Raw genomic sequence first — 22,216 nt, 5'->3', positions numbered from 1 at the left:
CCGCTGCCCCGGCGCCTGCCGCCGGCGCCGCGCCCGCCGCCCCGGCCGCGCCCGGCGCCCAGGCGCCGAAGCTCACGCTGCGCGCCCGTACCGCGGAGGAGGAGGACGAGGCCCGCCGCGGCGCCGCCCTGCGCCGCCCCGGCGGCCCCGCCGCGGCGCCGAAGAAGCCGGTGCTAGCCCCGGTCAAGAAGGGTCTGCCCGGCCTCGGCCGGCGCGAAGGCCGCATCGACGTGCAGGCGGCGATCGAGGGCGAGGATGAGCGTACGCGCTCCATCGCCTCCCTCCGCCGCGCGCGGGAGCGCGAGCGGCGCCAGCAGGAGCTGGCCCGGCTGCGCAGCGGCACGGAGCGCGTGGTGCGCGACGTGGTGGTGCCGGAGACGATCACCGTCCAGGAACTCGCCAACCGCATGGCCGCCCGTGGCGGCGAGGTGGTGAAGGCGCTGTTCCGCATGGGCGTGATGGCCACCCTGACCCAGACCATCGACGCCGATACGGCGGAGCTGGTGGTGCAGGAATTCGGCCACCGCGTCCGCCGCGTCGCCGAGAGCGACGTGGAGATCGGCCTGGAAGGCGCGACGGACGAGGATACCGACCTCGAGGCGCGGCCGCCGGTCGTCACCATCATGGGCCATGTCGACCACGGCAAGACCAGCCTGCTGGACGCGCTGCGCAAGGCCGATGTGGCGGCGCACGAGGCGGGCGGCATCACCCAGCATATCGGCGCCTATCAGGTGCAGATCCCGACCGGCGAGCGGGTCACCTTCATCGACACGCCGGGCCACGCCGCCTTCACCGCCATGCGCGCCCGCGGCGCCTCCGTGACGGATATGGTGGTGCTGGTGGTGGCGGCGGATGACGGCGTGATGCCGCAGACCATCGAGGCGATCAACCACGCCAAGGCGGCGGGCGTCCCGCTCATCGTCGCGGTGAACAAGATCGACAAGCCGGGCGTGCGCCCCGACCGGGTGCGGCAGGAGCTGCTGCAGCACGAGGTGGTGGTGGAAAGCATGGGTGGCGACACCCAGGAGATCGAGGTCTCGGCCACGCAGAAGATCAACCTCGACAAGCTGCTCGAGTCGATCATCCTGCAGGCGGAGCTGCTGGACCTGCGCGCCAACCCGAACCGCGCCGCGGAAGGCACGGTCATCGAGAGCAAGCTGGACCGCGGCCGCGGCCCGGTGGCGACCATCCTGGTGCAGAAGGGCACGCTGAAGCAGGGCGACATCGTCGTGGCCGGCGCCGAATGGGGCCGGGTGCGCGCCATGCTGGACGACAAGGGAAGGCAGTTGAAGACCGCGGGCCCCAGCCTGCCGGTCGAGATCCTCGGCCTCTCCGGCGTGCCCTCGGCGGGCGAGAATTTCGTCGCCGTGGAGGATGAGACAAGGGCGCGCGAGATCTCCGAATTCCGCCAGCGCAAGCTGCGGGAGAAGGCGAGCGCCGCCGCCGGCGCCAGCCGCGGGACGCTGGCCGAGATGCTGGCGCGCGTCCAGGCGGGCGAGCAGAAGGAAGTGGCCGTCGTCGTCAAGGCCGATGTCCAGGGCAGCGCCGAGGCGATCGGCGTCACCCTTGGCCGGCTGGGCAATGAGGAGGTGCGGGTCCGGGTGCTGCATTCGGCGGTCGGCCAGATCACCGAATCCGACATCCAGCTCGCCAAGGCGTCCAATGCCGTGCTCGTCGCCTTCAATGTCCGCGCCACCACCCAGGCGCGGGAGATGGCACAGCGGGACGGCGTGGATATCCGCTACTACTCGATCATCTACGAGGTCTCGGACGACATCGAGAAGCTGGTGAAGGGCAAGCTCGCCCCGGTCCAGCGCGAGAAGTTCCTGGGCTACGCGCAGATCCTCCAGGTCTTCGAGGTCAAGCGGGTGGGCAATGTGGCGGGCTGCCGGGTGACGGAAGGCGTCGTGCGGCGCGGTGCCGGCGTGCGCCTGCTGCGCGACGGCGTCGTCATCCACCAGGGCGAGCTCAGCACGCTGCGCCGCTTCAAGGACGATGTCCGCGAGGTGACCAACGGCTATGAATGCGGCATGTCCTTCGCCAACTACAACGACATCCGCGTCGGCGACCAGATCGAGTGCTACGAAGTCGAGACGGTGGCGGCGGCTTAGCCGGCGCCCCTTCCCGGCATCCCCGGGCGCGGCGCCGGAAGGTGCCGCGCCCTTTGTTTTTGCGAAGGTGAACGCCCGATGGGCAAGAGACCGCAGGAGGCCGGCAGCGGCCCCAGCCAGCGCCAGCTCCGCGTGGCGGAGGAGGTGCGCCACGCCCTGGCCGCCGTGCTGGCGCGCGGGGATTTCCGCGACCCGGACCTCGCCGGCGCGCATGTCACCGTGACGGAGGTCCGCGCCTCCCCGGACCTGAAGCACATGACCGCCTTCGTCAGCGGGCTGGGGAAGGACCTGCCTGAGCCGCAATTCCGCGCCCTGAAGCGCGCCGCCCCCTTCCTGCGCAGCCAGGTCGCCCGCGCGGTGCGGCTGAAATTCGCGCCGGACCTGCATTTCCAGCCGGACACCGCACTCGACTACGCCATGCAGATCGACCGCGCGCTGAAGCAGCCGGAGGTGGTGCGGGACCTTGCCCCACGGTCGGAGGATGATGCGGGGGAGGGGGCTTAACGCGCCCATCCCTGCATTGCCGATTTCCGCTGGCGTCGGCCGCGCGAAGCCCTATGAAGCCGCCCTTCCCGCAGCACCGACCGAGCGAATGACCCAGCGCCACCGCCACCGCAAACCCAAGGGCCGTCCCATCGATGGCTGGCTGATCGTCGACAAGCCCTCGGGCATCGGCTCCACCGATGTGGTGAACATCGTCAAGCGGCTGTTCCAGGCGCAGAAATGCGGCCATGGCGGCACCTTGGACCCGCTGGCGACCGGCCTTTTGCCCATCGCCTTCGGCGCCGCCACCAAGACGGTGCCCTATGTCATGGACGGCACGAAGTCCTACCGCTTCACCCTGCGCTTCGGGGAGGCGCGGGACACCGACGACGCCGACGGCGAGGTCATCGCCACCTCCGACGCCCGCCCCACCGATGCCGAGATCCAGGCCGCCCTGCCCGCTTTCCGCGGCGAGATCATGCAGGTCCCGCCGATCTATTCCGCCATCAAGGTCGCCGGCGAGCGCGCCTATGACCTGGCGCGCGAGGGCCAGGTGGTGGAGCTGGCTCCCCGGCCCGCCCGGATCGACCGCTTCGAGCTGATCGAGCGGCCGGATGCCGATACCGCTGTCTTCCTCGTGGAAAGCGGCAAGGGCGTCTATATGCGCTCCCTCGCCCGGGACCTGGCCCGCGCCTGCGGCACGGTCGGCCATATCGCCGCGCTGCGGCGCATGCGGGTCGGCCCCTTCCACGAATCCCACGCGATTCCCCTGGACAAGCTGCGTGGCGCGGGCGATACCCCGCCCCCTTCCCCGGCGCTGCTGCTGCCGGTGACGACCGCGCTGGCCGACATCCCGGCGCTGGCCCTCACGGCAGCGGAAGCCGCAAGGCTCGGCTTCGGCCAGGCGATCAGCCTGGTGGAGCTGATGGGCCGAATACCCGGCGAGGCCAACCCCGATGGGGGCCTGGTCCGCGCCATGGCGGGGGAGCGGCTCATCGGGCTTTGCCGCCTGGAGTCCGGCCAATTGGTGCCGGAACGCCTGGTGGCGCAGGAAAGCCCGGCAGCCGTCGGTTGAACCGCCGAAGCGTGGCCCGAGCCACCCGGCCAACAGGAGAACAACCCGATGTCGGCTCTGTCTGCGGAGCGCCGCCAGGCGCTGATCGCGCAATACGCCACGCATCCCGGTGACACGGGCAGCCCGGAAGTGCAGGTCGCCCTGCTGTCCGAGCGGATTTCCGGCCTCACCGAGCACCTCAAGACCCACGCCAAGGACTTCCACAGCCGGCGCGGCCTGCTGGTGCTGGTCGGCCAGCGGCGTGGGTTGCTGGACTACCTGAAGAAGAAGGATGCCGGCCGGTACGAGAGGCTGATCGGGAGCCTCGGGCTGCGGCGGTAGCAGAGGGAGGGCTCCGGTTGCGGCAGTGCCGCAACCCCTCAAACTCCTGCCCGCCAAGGGCCATTGAAGTTGGACCCGACGGTCGGGGCGCAAAACTCAAGGTTTCCAAAGGCCCTTCGGCCTTTGGTGGGGGAAGCCCGAGGGGGGCGAAGCCCCTCTCGGCCTTTTCCGCAGAATTCCATGGCAATCCGCCCTAGGATTGGCCATATGGGCGACCGACGGGTGACCCAGCGCGCTGGCCAAGCCCGTCACCGCCGCGCACGCGGCGGGCTGACAGGACAGAGCCGTGCGAGCCCCCGAGGGGGGCGGCGTCGGCGTTTCCGGCCACATGGAACCCCGGACCGGGGGGCGGCTGCCACAGGGGTAGTCCGCTGTCCATGCCGCCCGAAGCGCCGGGCCCGGCGTCCCGGACCGGGGCGCCGCCATCGGCCGAGACTGGCATCCCACCGCGTCGCACCGGCCCGCCCCGCCCATCGCGGGCAGCGGGCCACACCCGCAATTCCGGGCGCCCGATGCGCCCGGTCGGGGCTGCCGCGCCAGCCCGGCGCGCCGCCCCGCTGAAGGAACGACGCATGTTCGAGAATTACTTCCGCAAGGACATCGCCTGGGGCGGCCAGCTTCTGACGCTGGAAACCGGCAAGGTCGCCCGCCAGGCCGATGGCGCCGTGATGGCGCGGCTCGGCGACACCATCGTGCTCTGCACCGTGGTCGGCGCCCGCTCGGTGAAGCCGGGCCAGGATTTCTTCCCGCTGACGGTGAACTACCAGGAAAAGGCCTTCGCCGCCGGCAAGATCCCCGGCGGCTTCTTCAAGCGGGAAGGCCGGCCGAGCGAGTCCGAGACCCTGATCTCCCGCCTCATCGACCGTCCCATCCGGCCGCTCTTCCCCGACGGGTTCCGCAACGAGGTCCAGGTCATCGCGACCGTGCTCTCCCACGACATGGAGAATGACCCGGACATGGTGGCGCTGGTCGGCTGCTCCGCCGCCCTCACCCTGTCGGGCATCCCCTTCTTCGGCCCGGTCGGCGGCGCCCGCGTCGGCTATATCGACGGCCAGTACGTGCTGAACCCCACCGCCGCCCAGCGCCAGCAGAGCCAGCTCGATCTCGTCGTCGCCGGCACCGCGGAAGGCGTGCTGATGGTGGAATCCGAGGCGCAGGAGCTGACCGAGGAGGTCATGCTGGGCGCCGTGGAATTCGGCCATAAGGGCTTCCAGCCGGTCATCCAGGGCATCATCGAGCTGGCCGAGGTGGCGGCGAAGGAGCCCTGGCCGCTGCCCGAGCCCTCCGAGGCCGAGATCGCGCTGAAGGCCCGCATCGCCGAGCTCGGCCGCGGCCAGATGGCCGAGGCCTACAAGGTGGTGGAGAAGCTGGCCCGCCAGGGCAAGGTGGGCGAGGCGAAGAAGGCCGTCATCGCCGCGCTGGAGGCCGAGGGGGCCGATGTCAACGCCGCCAAGGGCCTGCTGAAGGAGCTGGAGGCGGACGTCGTCCGCAACAACATCCTCGACACCGGCCTGCGCATCGACGGCCGCGACACCAAGACGGTCCGCCCGATCACTGCCGAGGTCGGCGTGCTGCCGCGCGCCCATGGCTCCGCCCTCTTCACCCGCGGCGAGACCCAGGCCTTCTGCGTGGCGACGCTCGGCACCGGGCAGGATGAGCAGATCATCGATGCGCTGTCGGGCGAGTACCGCGAGCACTTCATGCTGCACTACAATTTCCCGCCCTACAGCGTGAACGAGACCGGCCGCATGGGCAGCCCCGGCCGCCGCGAGATCGGCCACGGCAAGCTGGCCTGGCGCGCCATCCGGCCGATGCTGCCGGAGAAGGAGAAGTTCCCCTACACGCTGCGCGTGGTCTCCGAGATCACGGAGTCCAACGGCTCCTCCTCCATGGCGACCGTTTGCGGCACCTCCCTTTCCCTGATGGATGCCGGCGTGCCGCTGAAGCGGCCGGTGGCGGGCATCGCCATGGGCCTGATCAAGGAAGATCGCGGCTTCGCCGTGCTGTCGGACATCCTCGGCGACGAGGACCATCTCGGCGACATGGACTTCAAGGTGGCCGGCACGGAGCTGGGCGTGACCTCGCTCCAGATGGACATCAAGATCACCTCCATCACCTTCGACATCATGCGCCAGGCGCTGAGCCAGGCGAAGGACGGCCGCGTCCACATCCTGGGCGAGATGGCCAAGGGGCTTTCCGGCGTGCGCGGCGACGTGGCGCAGAACGCGCCGCGCATCACCGTCATCTCCGTGCCGAAGGAGAAGATCCGCGACGTCATCGGCAGCGGCGGCAAGGTGATCCGCGAGATCACCGAGAGCACCGGCACCAAGGTGGACATCGAGGATGACGGCACCATCAAGGTGGCCGCCACCAGCCCGGAAGCGGCGCAGAAGGCGATCGACTGGATCCGCGGCATCGTCGCGGAGCCGGAAGTGGGCGTGATCTACAACGGCAAGGTGGTGAAGACCGCCGATTTCGGTGCCTTCGTGAACTTCCTCGGCGCCCGGGACGGCCTCGTTCACATCTCCGAACTGACCAATGAGCGGGTCAACCGCACCACCGATGTCGTCAATGTCGGCGATCAGGTGAAGGTGAAGGTGCTGGGCTTCGATGACCGCGGGAAGGTGAAACTTTCCATGCGCGTGGTCGATCAGCAGACGGGCGCCGACATCACGGAGCAGGTGGGCGCCCGCCGGCCGCGGCCGGAAGGCGAGAACGGGGAGGACCGGCCGCGGCGCGAGCGCGGCGACCGGCCGCGCCGGGACCGGCACGAGGCGGCGGAGTAAGGCGCAGGCGGGGCCGCCACCGGCCCCGCCACCATCCGCGCCGTGAGGGGGCGGAGGCCCCCTTCCGCCCCGGGCGAGGCATGGGCTTCGCCTCGACGACATGTTTCAATCACGATGCGCCGGCACCGCCGCGCAATGGCAGGGTTCGAGGACAGGCAGCGTGAAGGCGATCAATGCAATCCGCATGGGTGGGGTGGACGTCCTCCCGCTCGTCGAGGGCGGCAAGGGTGTCTCCGTCTCCAACGGCGCCTCCTGCGGCGCCTGGGCCTCGGCCGGCGGCGTCGGCACCTTCTCGGCCGTGAATGCCGACAGCTACGATGCCGAGGGCCGCGTCATTCCGCAGCTCTACCGCGGCGCCACGCGGCGGGAGCGGCATGAGGAGCTGGTGCGGTACGGCATCGCCGGCGGCATCGCCCAGGCCCGGGAAGCGCATGAGCGGAGCGGCGGCAAGGGCCGCATCCACGCCAACATCCTCTGGGAGATGGGCGGGGCGGAGCGGGTCATCCGCGGCGTGCTGGAAGGCGCCAAGGGGCTGATCCACGGCATCACCTGCGGTGCCGGCATGCCCTACAGGCTGTCCGAGATCGCCCGCGAATTCGGCGTGCACTACTACCCCATCGTCTCCTCCGCCCGGGCCTTCGGCGCTCTCTGGAAGCGCAGCTACAACAAGGCGAAGGACTGGCTGGGCGGCGTGGTCTATGAGGACCCCTGGCTGGCCGGCGGGCATAACGGCCTCTCCAATTCCGAGGATCCGGCGAAGCCGGAGGACCCCTATCCCCGCGTCCTCAAGCTGCGGCAGCAGATGCGCGAGCTGGGCCTGGGCGATGTCCCCATCATCATGGCCGGCGGCGTCTGGTGGCTGGAGGAATGGGAGCACTGGATCGACAACCCGGAGCTCGGGCCGGTGGCTTTCCAATTCGGCACCCGCCCGCTGCTGACGAAGGAGAGTCCGATCTCCGACGCCTGGAAGCAGCGCCTGCTGACGCTGAAGCCGGGCGATGTGCTGCTGCAGCGCTTCTCCCCCACCGGCTTCTACTCCTCCGCCATCCGCAACGACTTCCTGCGAGAGCTGGAGGAGCGCAACGAGCGCCAGGTGGCCTATACGGCGGAGCCGATCGGCGACCATGTGGCGGAGTATGCCGTCGGCCCGCGCAAGCGGAAGGTCTGGCTGACGGCGCATGACCTCGCCCGAGTCCGGCAATTCGAGGTGGATGGCTTCACCGAGGCCATGCGCACCCCGGACAATTCCCTGATCTTCGTAACGCCGGAAAAGGCGCGGGAGATCGTGAAGGATCAGGTGGATTGCATGGGCTGCCTTTCCGCCTGCCGCTTCTCCAACTGGTCGCAGCACGGGCCGGATTACGACAACGGCAAGAAGGCCGATCCGCGCAGCTTCTGCATCCAGAAGACGCTGCAGGACGTGGCGCATGACGGGGCGCTGGAAAGCAACCTGATGTTCGCCGGCCACAACGCCTTCCGCTTCGGCAGCGACCCCTTCTATTCCAACGGCTTCATCCCCACGGCGAAGCAGTTGGTGGAGCGTATCCTGACGGGGCGGTGATTCTCTCCCCAGGAAGCCGCGCAGTGGCTTCCTGGGGCCCGCGAGTCCCCAATATCCCAAGGCCTTGTACAGCCTGCCGCGGCAAAGCCGCGTCAGGGCACCAGGGAGCGCCGATTCCGAAATCGCCTCGAATGGCGGCCGGCGCCGTCCTGTGCCGCTACCCTCCCAGCGCTGCGAACAGCCGCGCCGCCGGCGGCCAGGCCGCCATCACCTCTTCCCGGAAGGTCCAGGCCGCCGTCGCACCGCCCGCGAGCAGCAGCAGGGAACCGATCCAGGCCGCCGCCAGCAGCGGCCCGCCCGAAGGCGCCGGCGGCGGCGGGGGCACCATGGCCCGCACCGCCGGCCGCGGCGCGGGGGGCTCCGGCGGCGGCGCCACCACCACCACGGGCGCCGGTGCCGGGGCCACCGGCTCCGGCATGGCGACCGCCGCCGCCTCCACCACCCAGGCCGTACCGCAGCGCACGCAGCGCACCCGCCGCGCGCGCGCGAGCAGCGCGTCGGGAACTTCGTACACCGCGGCGCAGCTCGGGCAGGCGGATCGCATCGCAATGAGTCTGCCGCCAGCCGGTCTGCGCTGCAAGCATGCCCTCCGCCCTTGGCGCGACGCGCGCCGGGCGGCATTGTCCGGCCATGGTTCGCTTCGCCGGTGTGGGCCTGCGCTATGCCGAGCCGCCCGGGCGCCCGCCCGGCGCGGGCCAGGCCGCATTGCAGGACCTCACCTTCACCCTGCCCTCCGGCAGCTTCCACTGGCTGCTGGGCGAATCCGGGGCGGGAAAATCCTCGCTGCTCCGCCTGATGCAGCTTGCCCAGCGCCCGACCAGCGGGGTGGTGGAGGTGCTGGGCGCCGACCTCTCCCGCACCCGCCGCCGCGCCTTGCCGGCGCTGCGCCGCCGCATCGGCGTGGTGTGGCAGGATTTCCGCCTGCTGCCGCACCTCAGCGTGCGGGACAATGTCGCCCTGCCCTTGCGCATCGCCGGCCGGCCGGAAGCCGGGCTGCTGGCCGATGTGGCGGAGATGCTGCGCTGGGCCGGCCTCGATGCCCGCGCCGACTCGCTGCCTGCCGCGCTCTCTGGCGGGGAGCAGCAGCGCGCCGCCCTGGCCCGCGCCGTGGTCATGCGCCCCGCCTTGCTGCTGGCGGATGAACCGACCGGCAATCTGGATGCCGCCCAGGCCCGCCGCATCCTGGCCCTGCTGCAGGAGATGCACCGGCTGGGCACCACCGTGGTGGTCGCGACCCATGCCGATGCGCTGGTGCGGGCCTTTCCCGCCCCGGCGCTGCGGCTGCAGGGCGGCCGGCTGATGAGCCATGGCTGAACCCCGGCTGCGCCGCCCCCGCGGGCGGGACCCGCTCGGCCTGCGCCGTGCCCTGTCCGGCCGGCTGCTGCCGGGGCTGGTCGCCGCCATGGCGCTGCTCGCCGCCCTGGCCATTGCCGGGGCCAGGGGCGCGGCCGGGCTGACGGCGCGCTGGGAAGGCGGGGCGGCGGCGGCGATGACCGTGCAGCTCCCGCCCGCCGCCGCAGCGGATGGCCGCCTTTCCCGCGCGCTGGAAGCGCTGACGGAATTGCCCGAGGTGGCCGCCGCCCGCGCCATGGACCAGGCGCGCCTCGCCGCCCTGCTCCGCCCCTGGCTGGGCGAATCCCCGGCCTTTCCCCTGCCCGTGGTGATCGAGCTGCGCCTGGCCGCCCTGCCGGAGGACCCCGCCTGGCTCACCAGCCGCATCGCCGCTGCGGTGCCCGGCGCCTCGGTGGAGGCGCATGGCGTCTGGGTGGCGCGGCTGCTGGCCCTGGCCCGCAGCCTGGAAGCGGTGGCGCTGGCGGCGCTGCTGCTGGTCGCCGGCATCGCCGTGGCGGTGGTGGCGGTCGCGGTGCGCGCCGGCATCGCGGCGCGGCGGGACGCCATCGCCCTGCTGCACGATCTCGGCGCGACGGATGCCGATATCGCCGGCCGCTTCGCCGCCCGCGCCGCCTGGCTGGTGGGAGTGGGCGGGCTGCTCGGCACGCTGCTCGCCGTGCCGGTGCTGGCGGGCTTCGCCAACCTCGCCGCGCCGCTGCTGGGGAGCAGCCCCGGCGCCGGCCTGGCCCCCCCCTGGCAGCAGGCCTGGCAGCCCTGGGCGCGGCTGCCCTGGCCGGAGCTGGCGGCGCTGCCCCTGCTGGCGGCGGCGCTGGGCTGGGCCACCGCCCAGGCCACGGTCCGGCGCTGGCTGCGCCGGCTGCCATGACCGGGCCGCCCCCGCCCCGCGCCCCTGCCCGCTGGCCGCGCCGCCGGCTGCTGGCGCTGCTCGCCACCCTGCCGCCCCTCGCTTTCCTGGCCGGCTTCGCCTGGTATCTCCGCCTCTCCGCCGCCCCGCCCCAGGCGCCGGAGCAGCAGACCGCCGGCATCGCCGTGCTGACCGGCGGGGCGGAACGGGTGGCGACCGGCCTCCGCCTGCTGCAGGAGGGACGGGCGGCCAAGCTCGTCATCTCCGGCGCGCATCCGCATGCCACGCTGGCCGATCTCGCCCGCAGCGCGGGGCTGGAACCGGCGGCACTGGCCGGCCGCGTCACCCTGGGCAGCGGCGCTACCAGCACCCGCGGCAATGCGGCGGAGATCGCCGATTGGGCGCGGGCGGAGGGAATCGGCTCGCTCCGCGTCGTCACCGCCGGCTACCACATGCCGCGCGCCCTGCTGGAATTGCGGCGGGCGCTGCCCGGCGTTGCCCTGGTGCCGCACCCGGTGGTGCCGGCCAGCCTGCGGGACCGCGAGGCGGGCGGGCGCTGGCGCACCTGGTCCCTGCTGGCGGGCGAGTACCTCAAGCTGCTGGCCGCCTGGGCGGGGTTGCACCGGCCCGGCCCCGGCCTTCCGGAACCGAGTTCATGACCTGGCTGCGCTCCGTCCTGTTCAACCTGATGTTCTATGTCCTCACCGCCGGCTCGACGCTGCTCGCCCTGCCGCTGCTGCTGGCGCCGCGCGCCTGGCTGCTGCCGCCGATGCGCTGGTGGGCGGCGACCATCCTCTGGCTGCTGCGCCTTCTCTGCGGCATCCATGTGCGGGTGACGGGGCTGGAGCACCTGCCGCGCGGCGCGGCGCTGCTGGCGGCCAAGCACCAATCGGCTTTCGACACCGTCATCTGGCTGCGCCTGCTGCCCGACGCCGCCTATGTGCTGAAGCGGGAGCTGCTGTGGATCCCGTTCTATGGCTGGCTGGCGCGGAAGGTGGGGATGATCGCGGTGGACCGCGCCGCCGGGGGCGCCGCCATGCGCTCTCTGCTGAAGGCGGGGCGGGCGGCGGCGGCGACCGGCCGGCAGATCGTGATCTTCCCGGAAGGCACCCGCGTCGCCCCGGGCGTGCGCATGCCCTACCAGCCCGGCGTGGCGGCGCTGGCCGCGGCCACCGGCCTGCCCGTGCTGCCGGTGGCGACGGATAGCGGGCTGTGCTGGGGGCGGCGGAGCTTCCTGAAGCATCCCGGCACCATCACCGTCGCCATCCTGCCGCCCCTGCCGACCGGGCTGCGGCGGGACGCGCTGCTGGCCGCGCTGGAAACCGCCATCGAGAGCGAGACCGACCGGCTGGTGCGGGGGCAGCGTGTGGATAACCCGGTGGACAATGCCGTCGCCGCTCTTCGCAGTTAAAGCGAGCTCCCCGGCCCAAGCTGCTGCGATAGGCGGAGATTCGGTTCTGCCCAAGGCTTGGGACAAGCTTCTCCACACCCCGTCGCCGCCGGGGAAGTGGTTGATATCGCGGATTATTATGGCGTGGAATTGTAACGTCCCGCCGGTTCGCCGCCGGCCAGCCCGGGCGCCGCCGCCGCGTCGCCGGGCGCCCGCTGCGCCGCCCGGCGCGATGTGGACAAAGCGCCGGCCGGCAGCCCGGCCGCGGCCACGCAATCCGCAGTAGCCCCAGGCCCGGCCTCCGGCTAAGGAACGGCCATGTCGCGCCACGCCCTCCTTGCCCCGGCCCTCCTCGCCCTGCTTGCAGCCGCGCCGCCGGCCGGGGCGCAAATGCGGCCGCAGCCCCCGCAGGCGGCGCAGGTCAACCGCATCGTCGCCGTAGTGAATGGCGATGTCGTCAGCCGCGCCGACATCGTCGGTCGCGCCCGGCTCTTCGCGCTGAATGCCGGCATCGGCGTCTCGCCGGAGACGCTGGAGCGGATGCAGCCGCAGGTCATCCGCCTCATCGTCGATGAGAAGCTGCGGGCGCAGGAGATCCAGCGCCGCCGCATCCCCGTCTCGGATGCCGAGGTCGCGGAGGCGGTGCAGGATCTGGAGCGCCGCAACAACCTGCCCGCCGGCGGGCTGCGCGCCCAGCTCGCCCAGGTCGGCGTTGCGCCGCGCCTGCTCTACGACCAGATCCGCACCCAGATCGGCTGGGGCCGCGTCCTGCGCCAGCAGCTCGGGCCGGAGGCGGAGCCGACCCCGGCGGAGGTGGAGGAGGCGCTGCGCAACATCCGCGCCCGCATCGGCCAGCCGGAATACCTCGTCTCCGAGATCTTCATTCCGGTGGACGACCCGACCACCGAGCCGGAGACCCGCCGCTTCGTCGAGGAGGTGATCCGCCAGCTCCGCGCCAGCACCCCCTTCCCGGTCGCCGCCACCCAGTTCAGCCAGGCGCAGAGCGCGCTGCAGGGCGGCGATATCGGCTGGGTGCGGAAGGAGGAGGTGGACAGCGAGGTGGGCGACCTGCTCGAGCGCATGCCCCCGGGCGCCATCACCAACCCGGTGCGGGTGGCGGGCGGCTACCAGATCGTCGCCCTGCGCCAGCGGCGGGAGAGCGGCCGGGACATCGCGACCCTCATCACCATCCGCCAGGCCTTCTTCGCCTTCTCCGGCACGCTCGACCCGAACGCCCCCACCCAGCAGCAGCGCGACCAGGTGGAGAGGGCGCAACGCCTGGCCGCCACCGCCCGGAGCTGCGAGGCGGTGGAGCAGGCGGCCCGCGGCAGCGGCGGCGACCGCCCGGCGGATCCCGGCCAGATCCGGCTGGAGGAGGTGAACCCGCCCCAGCTTCGCAGCCTGCTGGCCGGCCTGCCCGCCGGCCGCCCGGCCCAGCCCATCCTGACGCCGGAGGGCGTGATGGTGATGATGCTGTGCAGCCGGGAGCAGCGGAACCTGGCCGAGACCAATGCCCAGCAGGTGAAGAGCCAGCTCCTGCGCGACCGGGTGGAGAATCTCTCCCGCCAGTTGCAGCGCGACCTGCGCCGCCGCGGCAATATCGAGATGCGGAGCTGACCGGGGAGGCCAAGCTGACCGGGCCGGCGCTGCCCAGCCTCCGCGAGACCATCGCCCGGCACGGGTTGGAGGCACGGAAGTCGCTCGGCCAGCATTTCCTGCTGGATGAGGCGCTGTGCCGCCGCATCGCAGCCCAGGCCGGGGACCTGACGGGCCGTCAGGTATTGGAGGTGGGGCCGGGCCCGGGCGGGCTGACCCGCGCCCTGCTGGCGACGCCGGCGGCGCAGGTGACGGCGGTGGAGCTGGACCGCCGCGCCGTGGCCGCGCTGGCCGAGCTGGAAGCGGCCTTTCCCGGCCGGCTGCGGGTGATCGAGGCGGATGCGCTGCGGGTGGACGTGGCCGAGGTGATGCCGGCGCCAAGGGTGATCGTCGCCAACCTGCCCTACAATGTCGGCACGCCGCTACTGGTGGGCTGGCTGCGCCAGGCCGCCGCGCTGGACCGCATGGTGCTGATGTTCCAGCAGGAGGTGGCGGAGCGCATCTGCGCCGCGCCGGATACCGAGGCCTATGGGCGGCTCGGCGTGCTGGCGCAGTGGCGCTGCCGGGCCACGCTGCTGCTGCGCCTGCCGCCCGGCGCCTTCAGCCCGCCGCCCAAGGTGTGGTCCGCCGTGGTCGGGCTGGAACCGCATGCGGAGGATCCGGAGGAGGCGCTGTTCCGGGCGATGGAGCGGCTGACCGCGGCCGCCTTCGGCCAGCGGCGGAAGATGCTGCGGGGGGCGCTGAAAAGCCTCGGCGATGCGGAGGGGCTGCTGGCGGCGGCAGGCATCGACGGCGCGCGCCGGGCGGAGACGCTGAGCGTGGCGGAATTCGACCGGATGGCGCGGGCGCTGCTGGCGAGGACCCAGGCCGGGTGATCGGGGGCCTTGCCCGGCAGTGCCGACCCGCCGGCGGCGGGCGCTGCCCCCGTTGGCGGCAGGGCCGCCAACCCCCGCCGGGGACCGGACCAGTCCCCGGACCCCGGTGGGAGTTTTGACCCGACCGTCCCGGGCACTTCAGTCCAGCGTGATGCCCAGGCTCCGGATCAGCGGCACCCAGACCGCCTTCTCCCGGGCCAGGCGCGCCGTGAACGCCGCCTCGCCGCCAGGCAGCGGGTCCAGGCCCTGGTCCCGCATTTTCCCGGCCACATCGGCATCCTGCAGCACCGCCAGCAGCTCCGCCCGCAGCCGTGCCACCGGCGCGTCGGGCGTCGCCCGCGGCAGCACCAGCGCCTGCCAGGCATGGGCCTCGAACCCCGCCAGCCCCAGCGCCTCCGCCACCGTCGGCACTTCCGGCAGTTGCGGCAGCCGCGCCTCCGAGCACACCGCCAGGGGGCGGAAGCGGCTACTCGAAAAATGCTCGCGGCCGGCGAAGAGGTCGATCACCGCCACCTCGATGGTGCCGGCCAGCATGTCGGTCATCATCGGCGCCAGGCCACGGTAATGCACCGGCGTCAGCTTCGCCCCGGTCTCCCGCGCCAGCCGCTCCATCGCCAGGTGATGCGGCAGGCCGGCGCCAGGGGAGCCGTACTGCATCGGCTCCGCCGCCGCCCGCGTCCGCGCCACCAGCGCCGCCGCGCTGCCGATCTCGGACCCGGCCCGCACCGCCAGAACCAGGTGGAAGCGGGCGGTGGTGCCGATGACCCGGAAATCCTTCTCCGGGTCATAGGCCAGCCGGCGGTAGAGCACCGGGTTGTACACCAGCGTGCCATTATCCGCGCTGCCGAAGGTCAGCCCGTCCGGCGCCGCCCTGGCCACCGCCTCGGCGCCGATGCCGGTGCCGGCGCCCGGGCGATTGTCCATGACGATGGGCTGGCCGAGCCGTGGCGCCAGCCCCTTCGCCAGCAGCCGGGCGATCAGGTCGAAGCCGCCGCCCGGCGGGGCGGGGACGATCCAGCGCAACGGCCGCTCCGGCGCCCATTCCGGTTGCGCGGCCGCCCGCCGCGCCAGGCCGGGCCCGGAGAAGGCGAGCACCGCCCCCAGCACGCCGCGCCGATCGGTCCGCATGCGCCTTCCTCTCCTTCCTGTCCGCTCCTTGTCCGCGACCGCCCGGGCATCGCGCCCGGCATCGCCGGGCGGTGGGGTCCGGACCGGTATCGGCCTGACTATGTCGGCCGATGCCGGCCGGATATTCCCGAGCCGGCGCTTCGCGGCCTGGGCGTGCCCCCCTCCGGCGTGCACGCCCGGGCCGATCACAGGCTAGCGCGCGGGCGGCGGAGGTTGAAGGACCGCATCCATCTGCCCACACTCTCCGCCACTTCCGTGGAGTCGCGGCCCCCCGCCGTGGCCTGTTCTGCTTCAGGACCCCCGCATCGCATGTCCGCCCTGCCGACCCGCCGCCTGCTCGGCAACGCCGCCCTGGCGCTGCTGCTGGCCGGCTGCAGCACCACCCCTAACCAGGCGATCGCCCAGCGCGGCCTGCTCCCGGATTTCGCCGATCTGGCGGAGCGGGTGCTGCCCGCCGTGGTCAACATCGCCGTCACCGCCGAGCAGCGCCAGGTGGAGCTGCCGCCGGAGCTGCGCGGCACCCCCTTCGAGCGCTATTTCCGCGACCGCCAGCGCAACCGGCGGCAGGAGGTGACGGGGGCTGGCTCCGGCTTCATCATCGACCCCACCGGCTACATCGCCACCAACAACCATGTGGTGGGGAATGCCAGCCGGGTGGTGGTCGCCCTGCAGGACGGCACGGAGCTGCCGGCCAGGGTGATCGGCTCGGACGAGCTGACCGACCTGGCCCTGCTGAAGGTGGAGCCGCGCGGGCCGCTGGTCAGCGTGCCCTGGGGCGCGTCCAGCCAGGCCCGGGTGGGGTCCTGGGTGCTGGCCGCCGGAAATCCCTTCGGGCTGGGCGGCAGCGTCACCTCCGGCATCGTCTCCGCCCGCGGCAGGGAGATCGGGGCCGGGCCTTTCGATGATTTCATCCAGACCGATGCCGCCATAAATCCCGGTAATTCCGGCGGCCCGCTGTTCAACCAGGCGGGCGAGGTGATCGGCATCAACACCGCCATCTACTCGCCCTCCGGCGCCTCCGCCGGTATCGGCTTCGCCACCCCGTCGGACCTCGCCCGGCCGGTGATCGAGCAATTGCGGCGGGACGGAAGGGTGGAGCGCGGCTGGCTGGGCGTCGCCGTGCAGGATCTGGTGGCGGAGGAGCAGCGCCAGGGGCGCCGCGGCGTGCTGGTGGCGGGGATCGAGCGCAACAGCCCGGCGGGGCGGGCGGGGCTGCGCCAGGGGGATATCGTCGTCGCGGTGAATGGTGACAGGGTGGACACCTCCCGCGCCCTGGTGCGGACCGTGGCGGCGGTGCCGCCGGGCCAGACGGTGCGGTTGACCGTGGTGCGGGAAGGACGGGAGCGCGAATTTTCGGTACAGGTTGGGCGGCGGCCGGGGCAGGGTTAGGCGAAGCGGGCTTTGTGAAGCCAAGCCTCATCGGGGTTTGCAGGGGCAGGAGCCCCTGCCAGCGCGGGCAGCAAGGGGTTGGCGTGGTGGCTTGCGGCCGGCGCGGCAAAGTCGGGTTATGTCACCGGGGAGAAGCCCATCGGGGGACAGGAGCCCCCCGCCCGCGCCGGCGACAAGGGTTGGTGTGGCGGCTTGTCGCCGGCGCGGCAAAAACAGCCACCGGCGCGGAGAAGGAAGATGCGCATTCTGTTGGTCGAGGACGATGCCGAGGTCGCCCGCTTCGTGCGGAAGGGCCTGCAGGAAGCCGGGCATACCGTGGAACACGCGCCGAACGGCCGGGACGGCCTCTTCCTCGCCGCCTCCGAGCAATTCGACATGCTGGTGCTGGACCGCATGCTGCCTGGCGGCGTCGATGGCGTGCGGCTGGTGGAGACCCTGCGCAGCCAGGGCAACCGCACCCCCGTGCTGTTCCTCTCGGCGCTTTCCGCGGTGGATGAGCGGGTGAAGGGGCTGAAGGCCGGCGGCGACGACTATCTCACGAAACCCTTCGCCTTCGCCGAGCTGCTGGCGCGGGTGGAGGCGCTGGCCCGCCGCCCCTCCGTGGACGCGCCGGCGACGCGGCTGCGGGTGGCGGATCTGGAGCTCGACCTACTCTCCCGCACGGTGACGCGCGCCGGCAAGCGCATCGATGTGCAGCCGCGGGAATTCCGGCTGCTGGAGCATCTGATGCGCCATGCCGGCCAGGTGGTGACGCGCACCATGCTGCTGGAGAAGGTGTGGGACTACCATTTCGATCCGCAGACCAACGTCATCGACGTGCATGTCAGCCGGCTGCGGCAGAAGCTGGACAAGGGCTTCGACAAGCCGCTGATCCATACGGTGCGCAACGCCGGCTACATGATCCGGGCGGAGCCGTGACCCAGCCGGGCGCCGCCCGGCTGCAAGGCCTGGCGCGGCGGACCGGAGCAGCCTCCTCCGCCCGGCGCGCGGGGATGGCATGGCGGCGGCCGGACGTCCATGCCGCGCGGCACACAGGGTTGGTGTGGCGGCTGCGTGCCGGGCGGCCGACAGCGCGTGTCGGGCGGCCGAACATATGAACGTGCAGCGGCCGCGCAGCGCCATGCCGCGGCGCGGGGCGGAGCAGGCGCCGCTGCCCGGCGCGCCGCTTGGCCCGCCGCGGCTGCTCAAATCCGCCGGCTTCCGCTTCGCCGTGCTCTTCGCCGCCATGTTCGCCTGCGCCGCCGTGGCGCTGGTCGCCGTGCTGTGGTGGGCCACCGCCGGCGCGCTGGACCGCCAGACCGATGCCGCCGTCCGCGCCGATGCCGTGGCGCTCGCCGAACGCTGGCGGGAAGCCGGCGTCACCGGCCTGGCCGAGGCGATCGAGGAGCGCCTCGCCGTCGATGTCGAGAGCGAGTCCATCTACCTGCTGATGGACGCGGAAGGAAATCGCCGCCTCGCCGGCAATCTCGACCGCTGGCCGCCCAATATGGCGCCGGAGGAGGTGTGGTTCCGCACCCGCGTGCTGCATGACGGGCTGGCAGCAGAAGCCAGGCTGCACCGGGTGGATCTGCCCGGGCTGCGCCTGCTGGTCGGGCGGGACGAGACGGAGCGCAGCCAGCTCCGCCGCCTGCTGACAGAGGGCGTGGTCTGGGCCTCCTCCGCCGTCGCCATCTTCGCCATGGTCGGCGCCTGGCTGATCCGCGCCGCGCTGCAGGCGCGGATGCGCCCCACCTTCCTCACCACCGCGGCCATCGCCGGCGGCGATCTTTCCTCCCGCGTCGCGCTGTCCGGCCGCGGCGATGAATTCGACCGCCTGGCGCAAACGCTGAACATGATGCTGGACCGCATCGGCACGCTGATGGAAGGCGTGCGCGGCGTTTCCGACGCCATCGCGCATGATCTGCGGACGCCCATCGCCCGCGCCCGCGCCAAGCTGGAGGATGCGCTGGCGACCGCGCCCGATGAGGAGGCGCTGAAGGCGGCGGTGGAGCAGGGCATCGCCGATCTCGACAATATCAGCCGCATCTTCCAGGCCCTGCTGCGCATCGCGGAGGCCGAGGCCGGCGCCCGCCGCGCCGCCTTCGCCCCCTTCGACCTGGCGGCGGTGCTGGCCGATGCGGCGGAGATCTACGAGGCGATGGCGGAGGCGCGCGGCCAGCGCCTGACCACCGAATTGCCGTCGAGCCTCGAGATCATGGGCGACCGCGATCTGCTGCTGCAGGCGGTGGCGAATCTGCTGGACAACGCCATCAAATTCACCCCGCCCGATGGCGCCATCGCGCTGAGCGCGCGGCGGCTGGGGCTGGCGGTGGAGGTGGCGGTGGCGGATAACGGCCCGGGCATCGCGCCCGAGGACCGCAGCCATGCGGGCGAACGCTTCTTCCGCGCCGACAAGGCGCGGGCGACGCCCGGTTCCGGCCTCGGCCTCTCCCTGGTGCAGGCGGTGGCGCATCTGCATGCGGGGGAGGTGCGGCTGGAAGATGCGATGCCGGGCCAGACCCCGCCCGGCCTCAGGGTGGTGGTGCGGCTGCCGGCGCCCTGATGATGGGCAAATCATGACCCAATCGTCACCCGCGGCCCATCGGCGGAAGAGGCTGCCCGGCTCATATTCGGCAGAAATGCGACAGCCTTTGGCCGCCCTTCTGCTCACCCACCTCCTGGCGCTGCCGGTGGCGGCGGAGCCGGGGCCGCGCGTCACCACCGATACCGTGGAATATTGCGGCAGCCTGGCGGCGCGGCTGGCCAGCCTGCCGGCGGCGGAGCGCGAGCCGAGCCGGAGCCTGGGCGCCGAGGGCAAGCGGCTGTGCGATACCGGGCATGTGCGGACGGGCATCGCCAAGCTGCGCCGGGCGATGCGGGCGGCGCAGGCCGCGCCCGCCACGCCCTGACCGGTCCGGGTTGAGGGGGGCGGCGGAGCGGCCTAAGCTCCCTGGGTCATCGAGGAACGGGCCGTGGGCGAGGTGCTTGTCGCGACCGGGGGCGGGTTCCCCGCCATCATACGGGGCCGCCCGCGGAGCCGTCACGCCTTTGCCGCCGGGGTGGGTGCCCGGCAAGGCGCGCTGCCTGGCGGCATCGGCGACGGCGTGCGGCGCATGGCGCGGGACATCGCCGGCCGGCGGAGGCCCTCGCAGCGCTCCCGCTACCGCATGGACCATATCCGCCATATGCCGCCGGTGCCGGGCCAGCCTGGCACCGGCGCGATGAGCTGCGCCGCCGTCAAGCATCACCGCAAGGCGCCCACTGCCTTCGCGGCAAAGGGCAGGCCCGTGCGCACGGAAAGCTGAGCCAACCGCCACAGCAGAGGAGACCGTCCATGCTCGACAGCACCGAATACCGCATCCCCTCCATGCGCCATAAGGTGAGCCCGGAGGAGTGGCAGGCGCGCGTCGATCTCGCCGCCTGCTACCGGCTGGTCGATCTGTACCATATGAGCGACCTGATCGCGAACCATGTCTCCGTCCGCGTGCCGGGCGAGGATGCCTTCCTCATCAACGCCTACGGCCTGCTGTATGAGGAGATCACCGCCTCCTCCCTGATGAAGATCGACTATGACGGCAACATCCTGCTGGCGCCGGAATTCCCCGGCGAGAAATATGGGGTGAACCGCGCCGGCTTCGTCATCCATTCGGCGATCCACAAGGCGAAGCACGACATCGCCTGCGTCGCGCATACCCACACCTGGGCGGGCATGGCCGTCTCGACGCTGGAATGCGGGCTGATCCCGAATACCCAGACCAGCATGCGCTTCGCCCATATCAGCTATCACGACTTCAGCGGCGTCGTGCTCGACCTTTCCGAGCAGGAGCGGCTGGTGCGCGACCTGGGCGACAACAACGCCATGATCCTGCGCAACCACGGGCTGCTGACGGTGGGCAAGACCATCCCGGAGTGCTTCAACGCGCTGCACCGGCTGGAGCTGTCCTGCAAGACGCAGATCGCGGCGATGTCCTGCAACAGCCCGATGATCAAGGTGCCGCAGGATGTGGTCGAGAAGACCTACATGAACTACCAGCCGCAGACCCGCCGGCCCTTCGGCCTGCTCGACTGGCCGGCGCTGCTGCGCAAGCTGGACAGGATCGACCCGAGCTACCGGGATTGATCCCCCCGCAGCCGCTGCGCGGCTCCGCGGGGGCCCCGTGGTCGCCCAGCGGCGGATGACTCGCACAGCCTTCCGCGGCGAAGCCGCGGAAGGACAACGGGCGGTCCGCTCGACATCACGAGCGGATGGCCCGGTGGAGTGGGGTTAGGACGGCGGATGCGGGTGCTTCTTTCGGATGTCGCGGCGGTGAGGCATGCGGCGCGTATCCTGGCCGCGGTCCCGGGCGCCGAATTGGTGCCGGTGGCACCGGAGGGCGCGCTGCCGGAGACCGCCGGCGTCGAGGTGGCGTTCATCACGCGGGATCTGTTCCGCGGCGGTACGCGGTACCGCCTCACGCCGCGCTTCCTCCGATTCGTCGAATTGCTGAAGGCGACGCCCAGCCTGCGCTGGGTACAGACCTTCTCCGCCGGTACGGACATGGCCGTGTACCAGGAGATGCTGGCGCGCGGCCTGCTGCTCACCAACGCCGCCGGCGCCAGCGCGCCCGCGGTGGCGCAGACCGCCGTCACCGGGCTGATGGCGCTGGCCCGCGGCTTTCCCCGCGCCGCCGCGGCGCAGCGCCGGCACGCCTGGGAACCGCTCTACAGCGACCCGGAGCCGCGCGATGTGGAGGGGCAGCACGCCCTCATCCTCGGCACCGGCCCGATCGGGCAGGAGATCGGCCGGCTCTGCCGCGCCTTCGGCCTGCGCACCACCGGGATGCGGCGCGATGCCGCCGCGGGCGCGCCGCCGGGCTTCGACGCGGCGGCGGGCTTCGCCGATCTGCCCTCGCTGCTGCCGCGGACGGATTGGCTGATCCTCGCCTGCCCGCTGACCGAGGCGACGCGCAACGTCATCGATGCGCGCGCCCTGGCGCTGCTGCCGCCCGGGCGGCATCTGGTGAATGTCGCGCGCGGCGGGGTGGTGGATGAGGCGGCGCTGCTGGCGGCGCTGACCAGCTTCCATCTCGCCGGCGCCTTCCTCGACGTCTTCGCCATGGAGCCGCTGCCGGCGGAGAGTCCCTTCTGGGATTTGCCGAACGTCATCGTCTCCCCGCACAGCGCCGCGGCCAGCGACGGGCTGCCGGAGCGCGTGGCGGCAATCTTCGCCGACAACCTGGCGCGCTGGGCGCGCGGCGAGACGCTCCGCAACCTCGCGCGGTAGCTGCGCCGAAGGACGCAGTCGCGTCCGGGCGCGCCCATGCGCGCTCGACGTCGCGCCGGAGG

Annotated in this window: 21 protein-coding genes; 19 read left to right on the top strand and 2 right to left on the bottom strand. The window is 72.3% G+C overall.

Annotated features, from left to right (window positions below):
* The 6 genes from infB to E5N76_RS25650 all read left to right on the top strand — a co-directional run.
* A partial coding sequence (gene infB, locus E5N76_RS25675; protein ID WP_149540548.1) for a translation initiation factor IF-2 occupies positions 1 to 2,111 on the top strand: 2,111 nt, incomplete at its 5' end.
* Between the two features lie 78 nt (positions 2,112 to 2,189).
* Positions 2,190 to 2,615, top strand: coding sequence for a 30S ribosome-binding factor RbfA (gene rbfA / locus E5N76_RS25670; protein ID WP_149540546.1), 426 nt, complete (start codon positions 2,190 to 2,192; stop codon positions 2,613 to 2,615).
* An 88-nt stretch (positions 2,616 to 2,703) separates the two neighbouring features.
* Positions 2,704 to 3,669, top strand: a complete 966-nt coding sequence (gene truB / locus E5N76_RS25665; RefSeq protein ID WP_149540544.1) for a tRNA pseudouridine(55) synthase TruB — start codon at positions 2,704 to 2,706, stop codon at positions 3,667 to 3,669.
* Positions 3,670 to 3,717: 48 nt separating this feature from the next.
* Complete coding sequence (rpsO, locus tag E5N76_RS25660) at positions 3,718 to 3,990, top strand: 30S ribosomal protein S15 (RefSeq protein WP_149540542.1); 273 nt, start codon at positions 3,718 to 3,720, stop codon at positions 3,988 to 3,990.
* Positions 3,991 to 4,562: 572 nt separating this feature from the next.
* On the top strand, positions 4,563 to 6,776 hold the full coding sequence (pnp, locus tag E5N76_RS25655; RefSeq protein WP_149540540.1) for a polyribonucleotide nucleotidyltransferase: 2,214 nt from the start codon (positions 4,563 to 4,565) through the stop codon (positions 6,774 to 6,776).
* 160 nt (positions 6,777 to 6,936) lie between these two features.
* Positions 6,937 to 8,337 (top strand): NAD(P)H-dependent flavin oxidoreductase, encoded by a 1,401-nt coding sequence (locus E5N76_RS25650; RefSeq protein WP_149540538.1) that lies wholly within the window; start codon positions 6,937 to 6,939, stop codon positions 8,335 to 8,337.
* 157 nt (positions 8,338 to 8,494) lie between these two features.
* Here E5N76_RS25650 and E5N76_RS25645 read toward each other — a convergent pair whose 3' ends face one another.
* On the bottom strand, positions 8,495 to 8,881 hold the full coding sequence (locus E5N76_RS25645; protein ID WP_149540536.1) for a zinc-ribbon domain-containing protein: 387 nt from the start codon (positions 8,879 to 8,881) through the stop codon (positions 8,495 to 8,497).
* A gap of 86 nt (positions 8,882 to 8,967) precedes the next feature.
* On the opposite strand from E5N76_RS25645, the gene E5N76_RS25640 reads away from it, so the two are divergent.
* The 6 genes from E5N76_RS25640 to rsmA all read left to right on the top strand — a co-directional run bounded on the left by E5N76_RS25640 (position 8,968) and on the right by rsmA (position 14,395).
* A complete protein-coding gene (locus tag E5N76_RS25640) occupies positions 8,968 to 9,651 on the top strand; it encodes a cell division ATP-binding protein FtsE (RefSeq protein WP_149540534.1) in 684 nt (227 codons plus the stop codon).
* Positions 9,644 to 10,555, top strand: a complete 912-nt coding sequence (locus tag E5N76_RS25635; RefSeq protein WP_149540532.1) for an FtsX-like permease family protein — start codon at positions 9,644 to 9,646, stop codon at positions 10,553 to 10,555. Before E5N76_RS25640 ends, E5N76_RS25635 begins: the two co-directional genes overlap by 8 nt.
* On the top strand, positions 10,552 to 11,193 hold the full coding sequence (locus tag E5N76_RS25630) for a YdcF family protein (RefSeq protein WP_149540530.1): 642 nt from the start codon (positions 10,552 to 10,554) through the stop codon (positions 11,191 to 11,193). Before E5N76_RS25635 ends, E5N76_RS25630 begins: the two co-directional genes overlap by 4 nt.
* Positions 11,190 to 11,945, top strand: a complete 756-nt coding sequence (locus E5N76_RS25625) for a lysophospholipid acyltransferase family protein (RefSeq protein WP_149540528.1) — start codon at positions 11,190 to 11,192, stop codon at positions 11,943 to 11,945. The genes E5N76_RS25630 and E5N76_RS25625 overlap by 4 nt, the downstream gene beginning before the upstream one ends.
* A gap of 297 nt (positions 11,946 to 12,242) precedes the next feature.
* Positions 12,243 to 13,541, top strand: coding sequence for a peptidylprolyl isomerase (locus E5N76_RS25620; protein ID WP_149540526.1), 1,299 nt, complete (start codon positions 12,243 to 12,245; stop codon positions 13,539 to 13,541).
* A 65-nt stretch (positions 13,542 to 13,606) separates the two neighbouring features.
* Positions 13,607 to 14,395: a 16S rRNA (adenine(1518)-N(6)/adenine(1519)-N(6))-dimethyltransferase RsmA gene (rsmA, locus tag E5N76_RS25615; protein WP_235907886.1), complete on the top strand. Its 789-nt coding sequence runs from the start codon at positions 13,607 to 13,609 to the stop codon at positions 14,393 to 14,395.
* Between the two features lie 138 nt (positions 14,396 to 14,533).
* Here the strand turns inward: rsmA and E5N76_RS25610 are convergent, their stop codons facing one another.
* Positions 14,534 to 15,523, bottom strand: a complete 990-nt coding sequence (locus tag E5N76_RS25610) for a Bug family tripartite tricarboxylate transporter substrate binding protein (protein WP_149540524.1) — start codon at positions 15,521 to 15,523, stop codon at positions 14,534 to 14,536.
* A 309-nt stretch (positions 15,524 to 15,832) separates the two neighbouring features.
* Between E5N76_RS25610 and E5N76_RS25605 the strand changes: the two genes are divergently transcribed.
* From E5N76_RS25605 to E5N76_RS25575, 7 genes are all read left to right on the top strand, one after another.
* Positions 15,833 to 16,912, top strand: coding sequence for a trypsin-like peptidase domain-containing protein (locus tag E5N76_RS25605; RefSeq protein WP_149540523.1), 1,080 nt, complete (start codon positions 15,833 to 15,835; stop codon positions 16,910 to 16,912).
* A gap of 237 nt (positions 16,913 to 17,149) precedes the next feature.
* Entirely contained in the window at positions 17,150 to 17,830 is a 681-nt protein-coding gene (locus E5N76_RS25600; protein ID WP_149540521.1) for a winged helix-turn-helix domain-containing protein, read from the top strand.
* Positions 17,831 to 18,005: 175 nt separating this feature from the next.
* Positions 18,006 to 19,454, top strand: coding sequence for a sensor histidine kinase (locus tag E5N76_RS25595; RefSeq protein ID WP_235907885.1), 1,449 nt, complete (start codon positions 18,006 to 18,008; stop codon positions 19,452 to 19,454).
* A gap of 76 nt (positions 19,455 to 19,530) precedes the next feature.
* Complete coding sequence (locus tag E5N76_RS25590; RefSeq protein WP_149540519.1) at positions 19,531 to 19,800, top strand: hypothetical protein; 270 nt, start codon at positions 19,531 to 19,533, stop codon at positions 19,798 to 19,800.
* 150 nt (positions 19,801 to 19,950) lie between these two features.
* On the top strand, positions 19,951 to 20,196 hold the full coding sequence (locus E5N76_RS25585) for a hypothetical protein (protein ID WP_149540517.1): 246 nt from the start codon (positions 19,951 to 19,953) through the stop codon (positions 20,194 to 20,196).
* A 29-nt stretch (positions 20,197 to 20,225) separates the two neighbouring features.
* A complete protein-coding gene (locus tag E5N76_RS25580; protein WP_149540515.1) occupies positions 20,226 to 21,011 on the top strand; it encodes a class II aldolase/adducin family protein in 786 nt (261 codons plus the stop codon).
* A gap of 156 nt (positions 21,012 to 21,167) precedes the next feature.
* Complete coding sequence (locus E5N76_RS25575; RefSeq protein WP_149540513.1) at positions 21,168 to 22,154, top strand: D-2-hydroxyacid dehydrogenase; 987 nt, start codon at positions 21,168 to 21,170, stop codon at positions 22,152 to 22,154.
* The last annotated feature ends 62 nt before the right edge of the window (positions 22,155 to 22,216 follow it).

It is taken from the genome of Siccirubricoccus phaeus (assembly GCF_008360935.1).
In the GTDB taxonomy this organism is placed as follows: Bacteria; Pseudomonadota; Alphaproteobacteria; order Acetobacterales; family Acetobacteraceae; genus Siccirubricoccus; species Siccirubricoccus phaeus.
The sequence above is the reverse complement of the archived record's forward strand: the minus strand, read 5'-3'. Positions and strand labels throughout refer to the sequence as shown.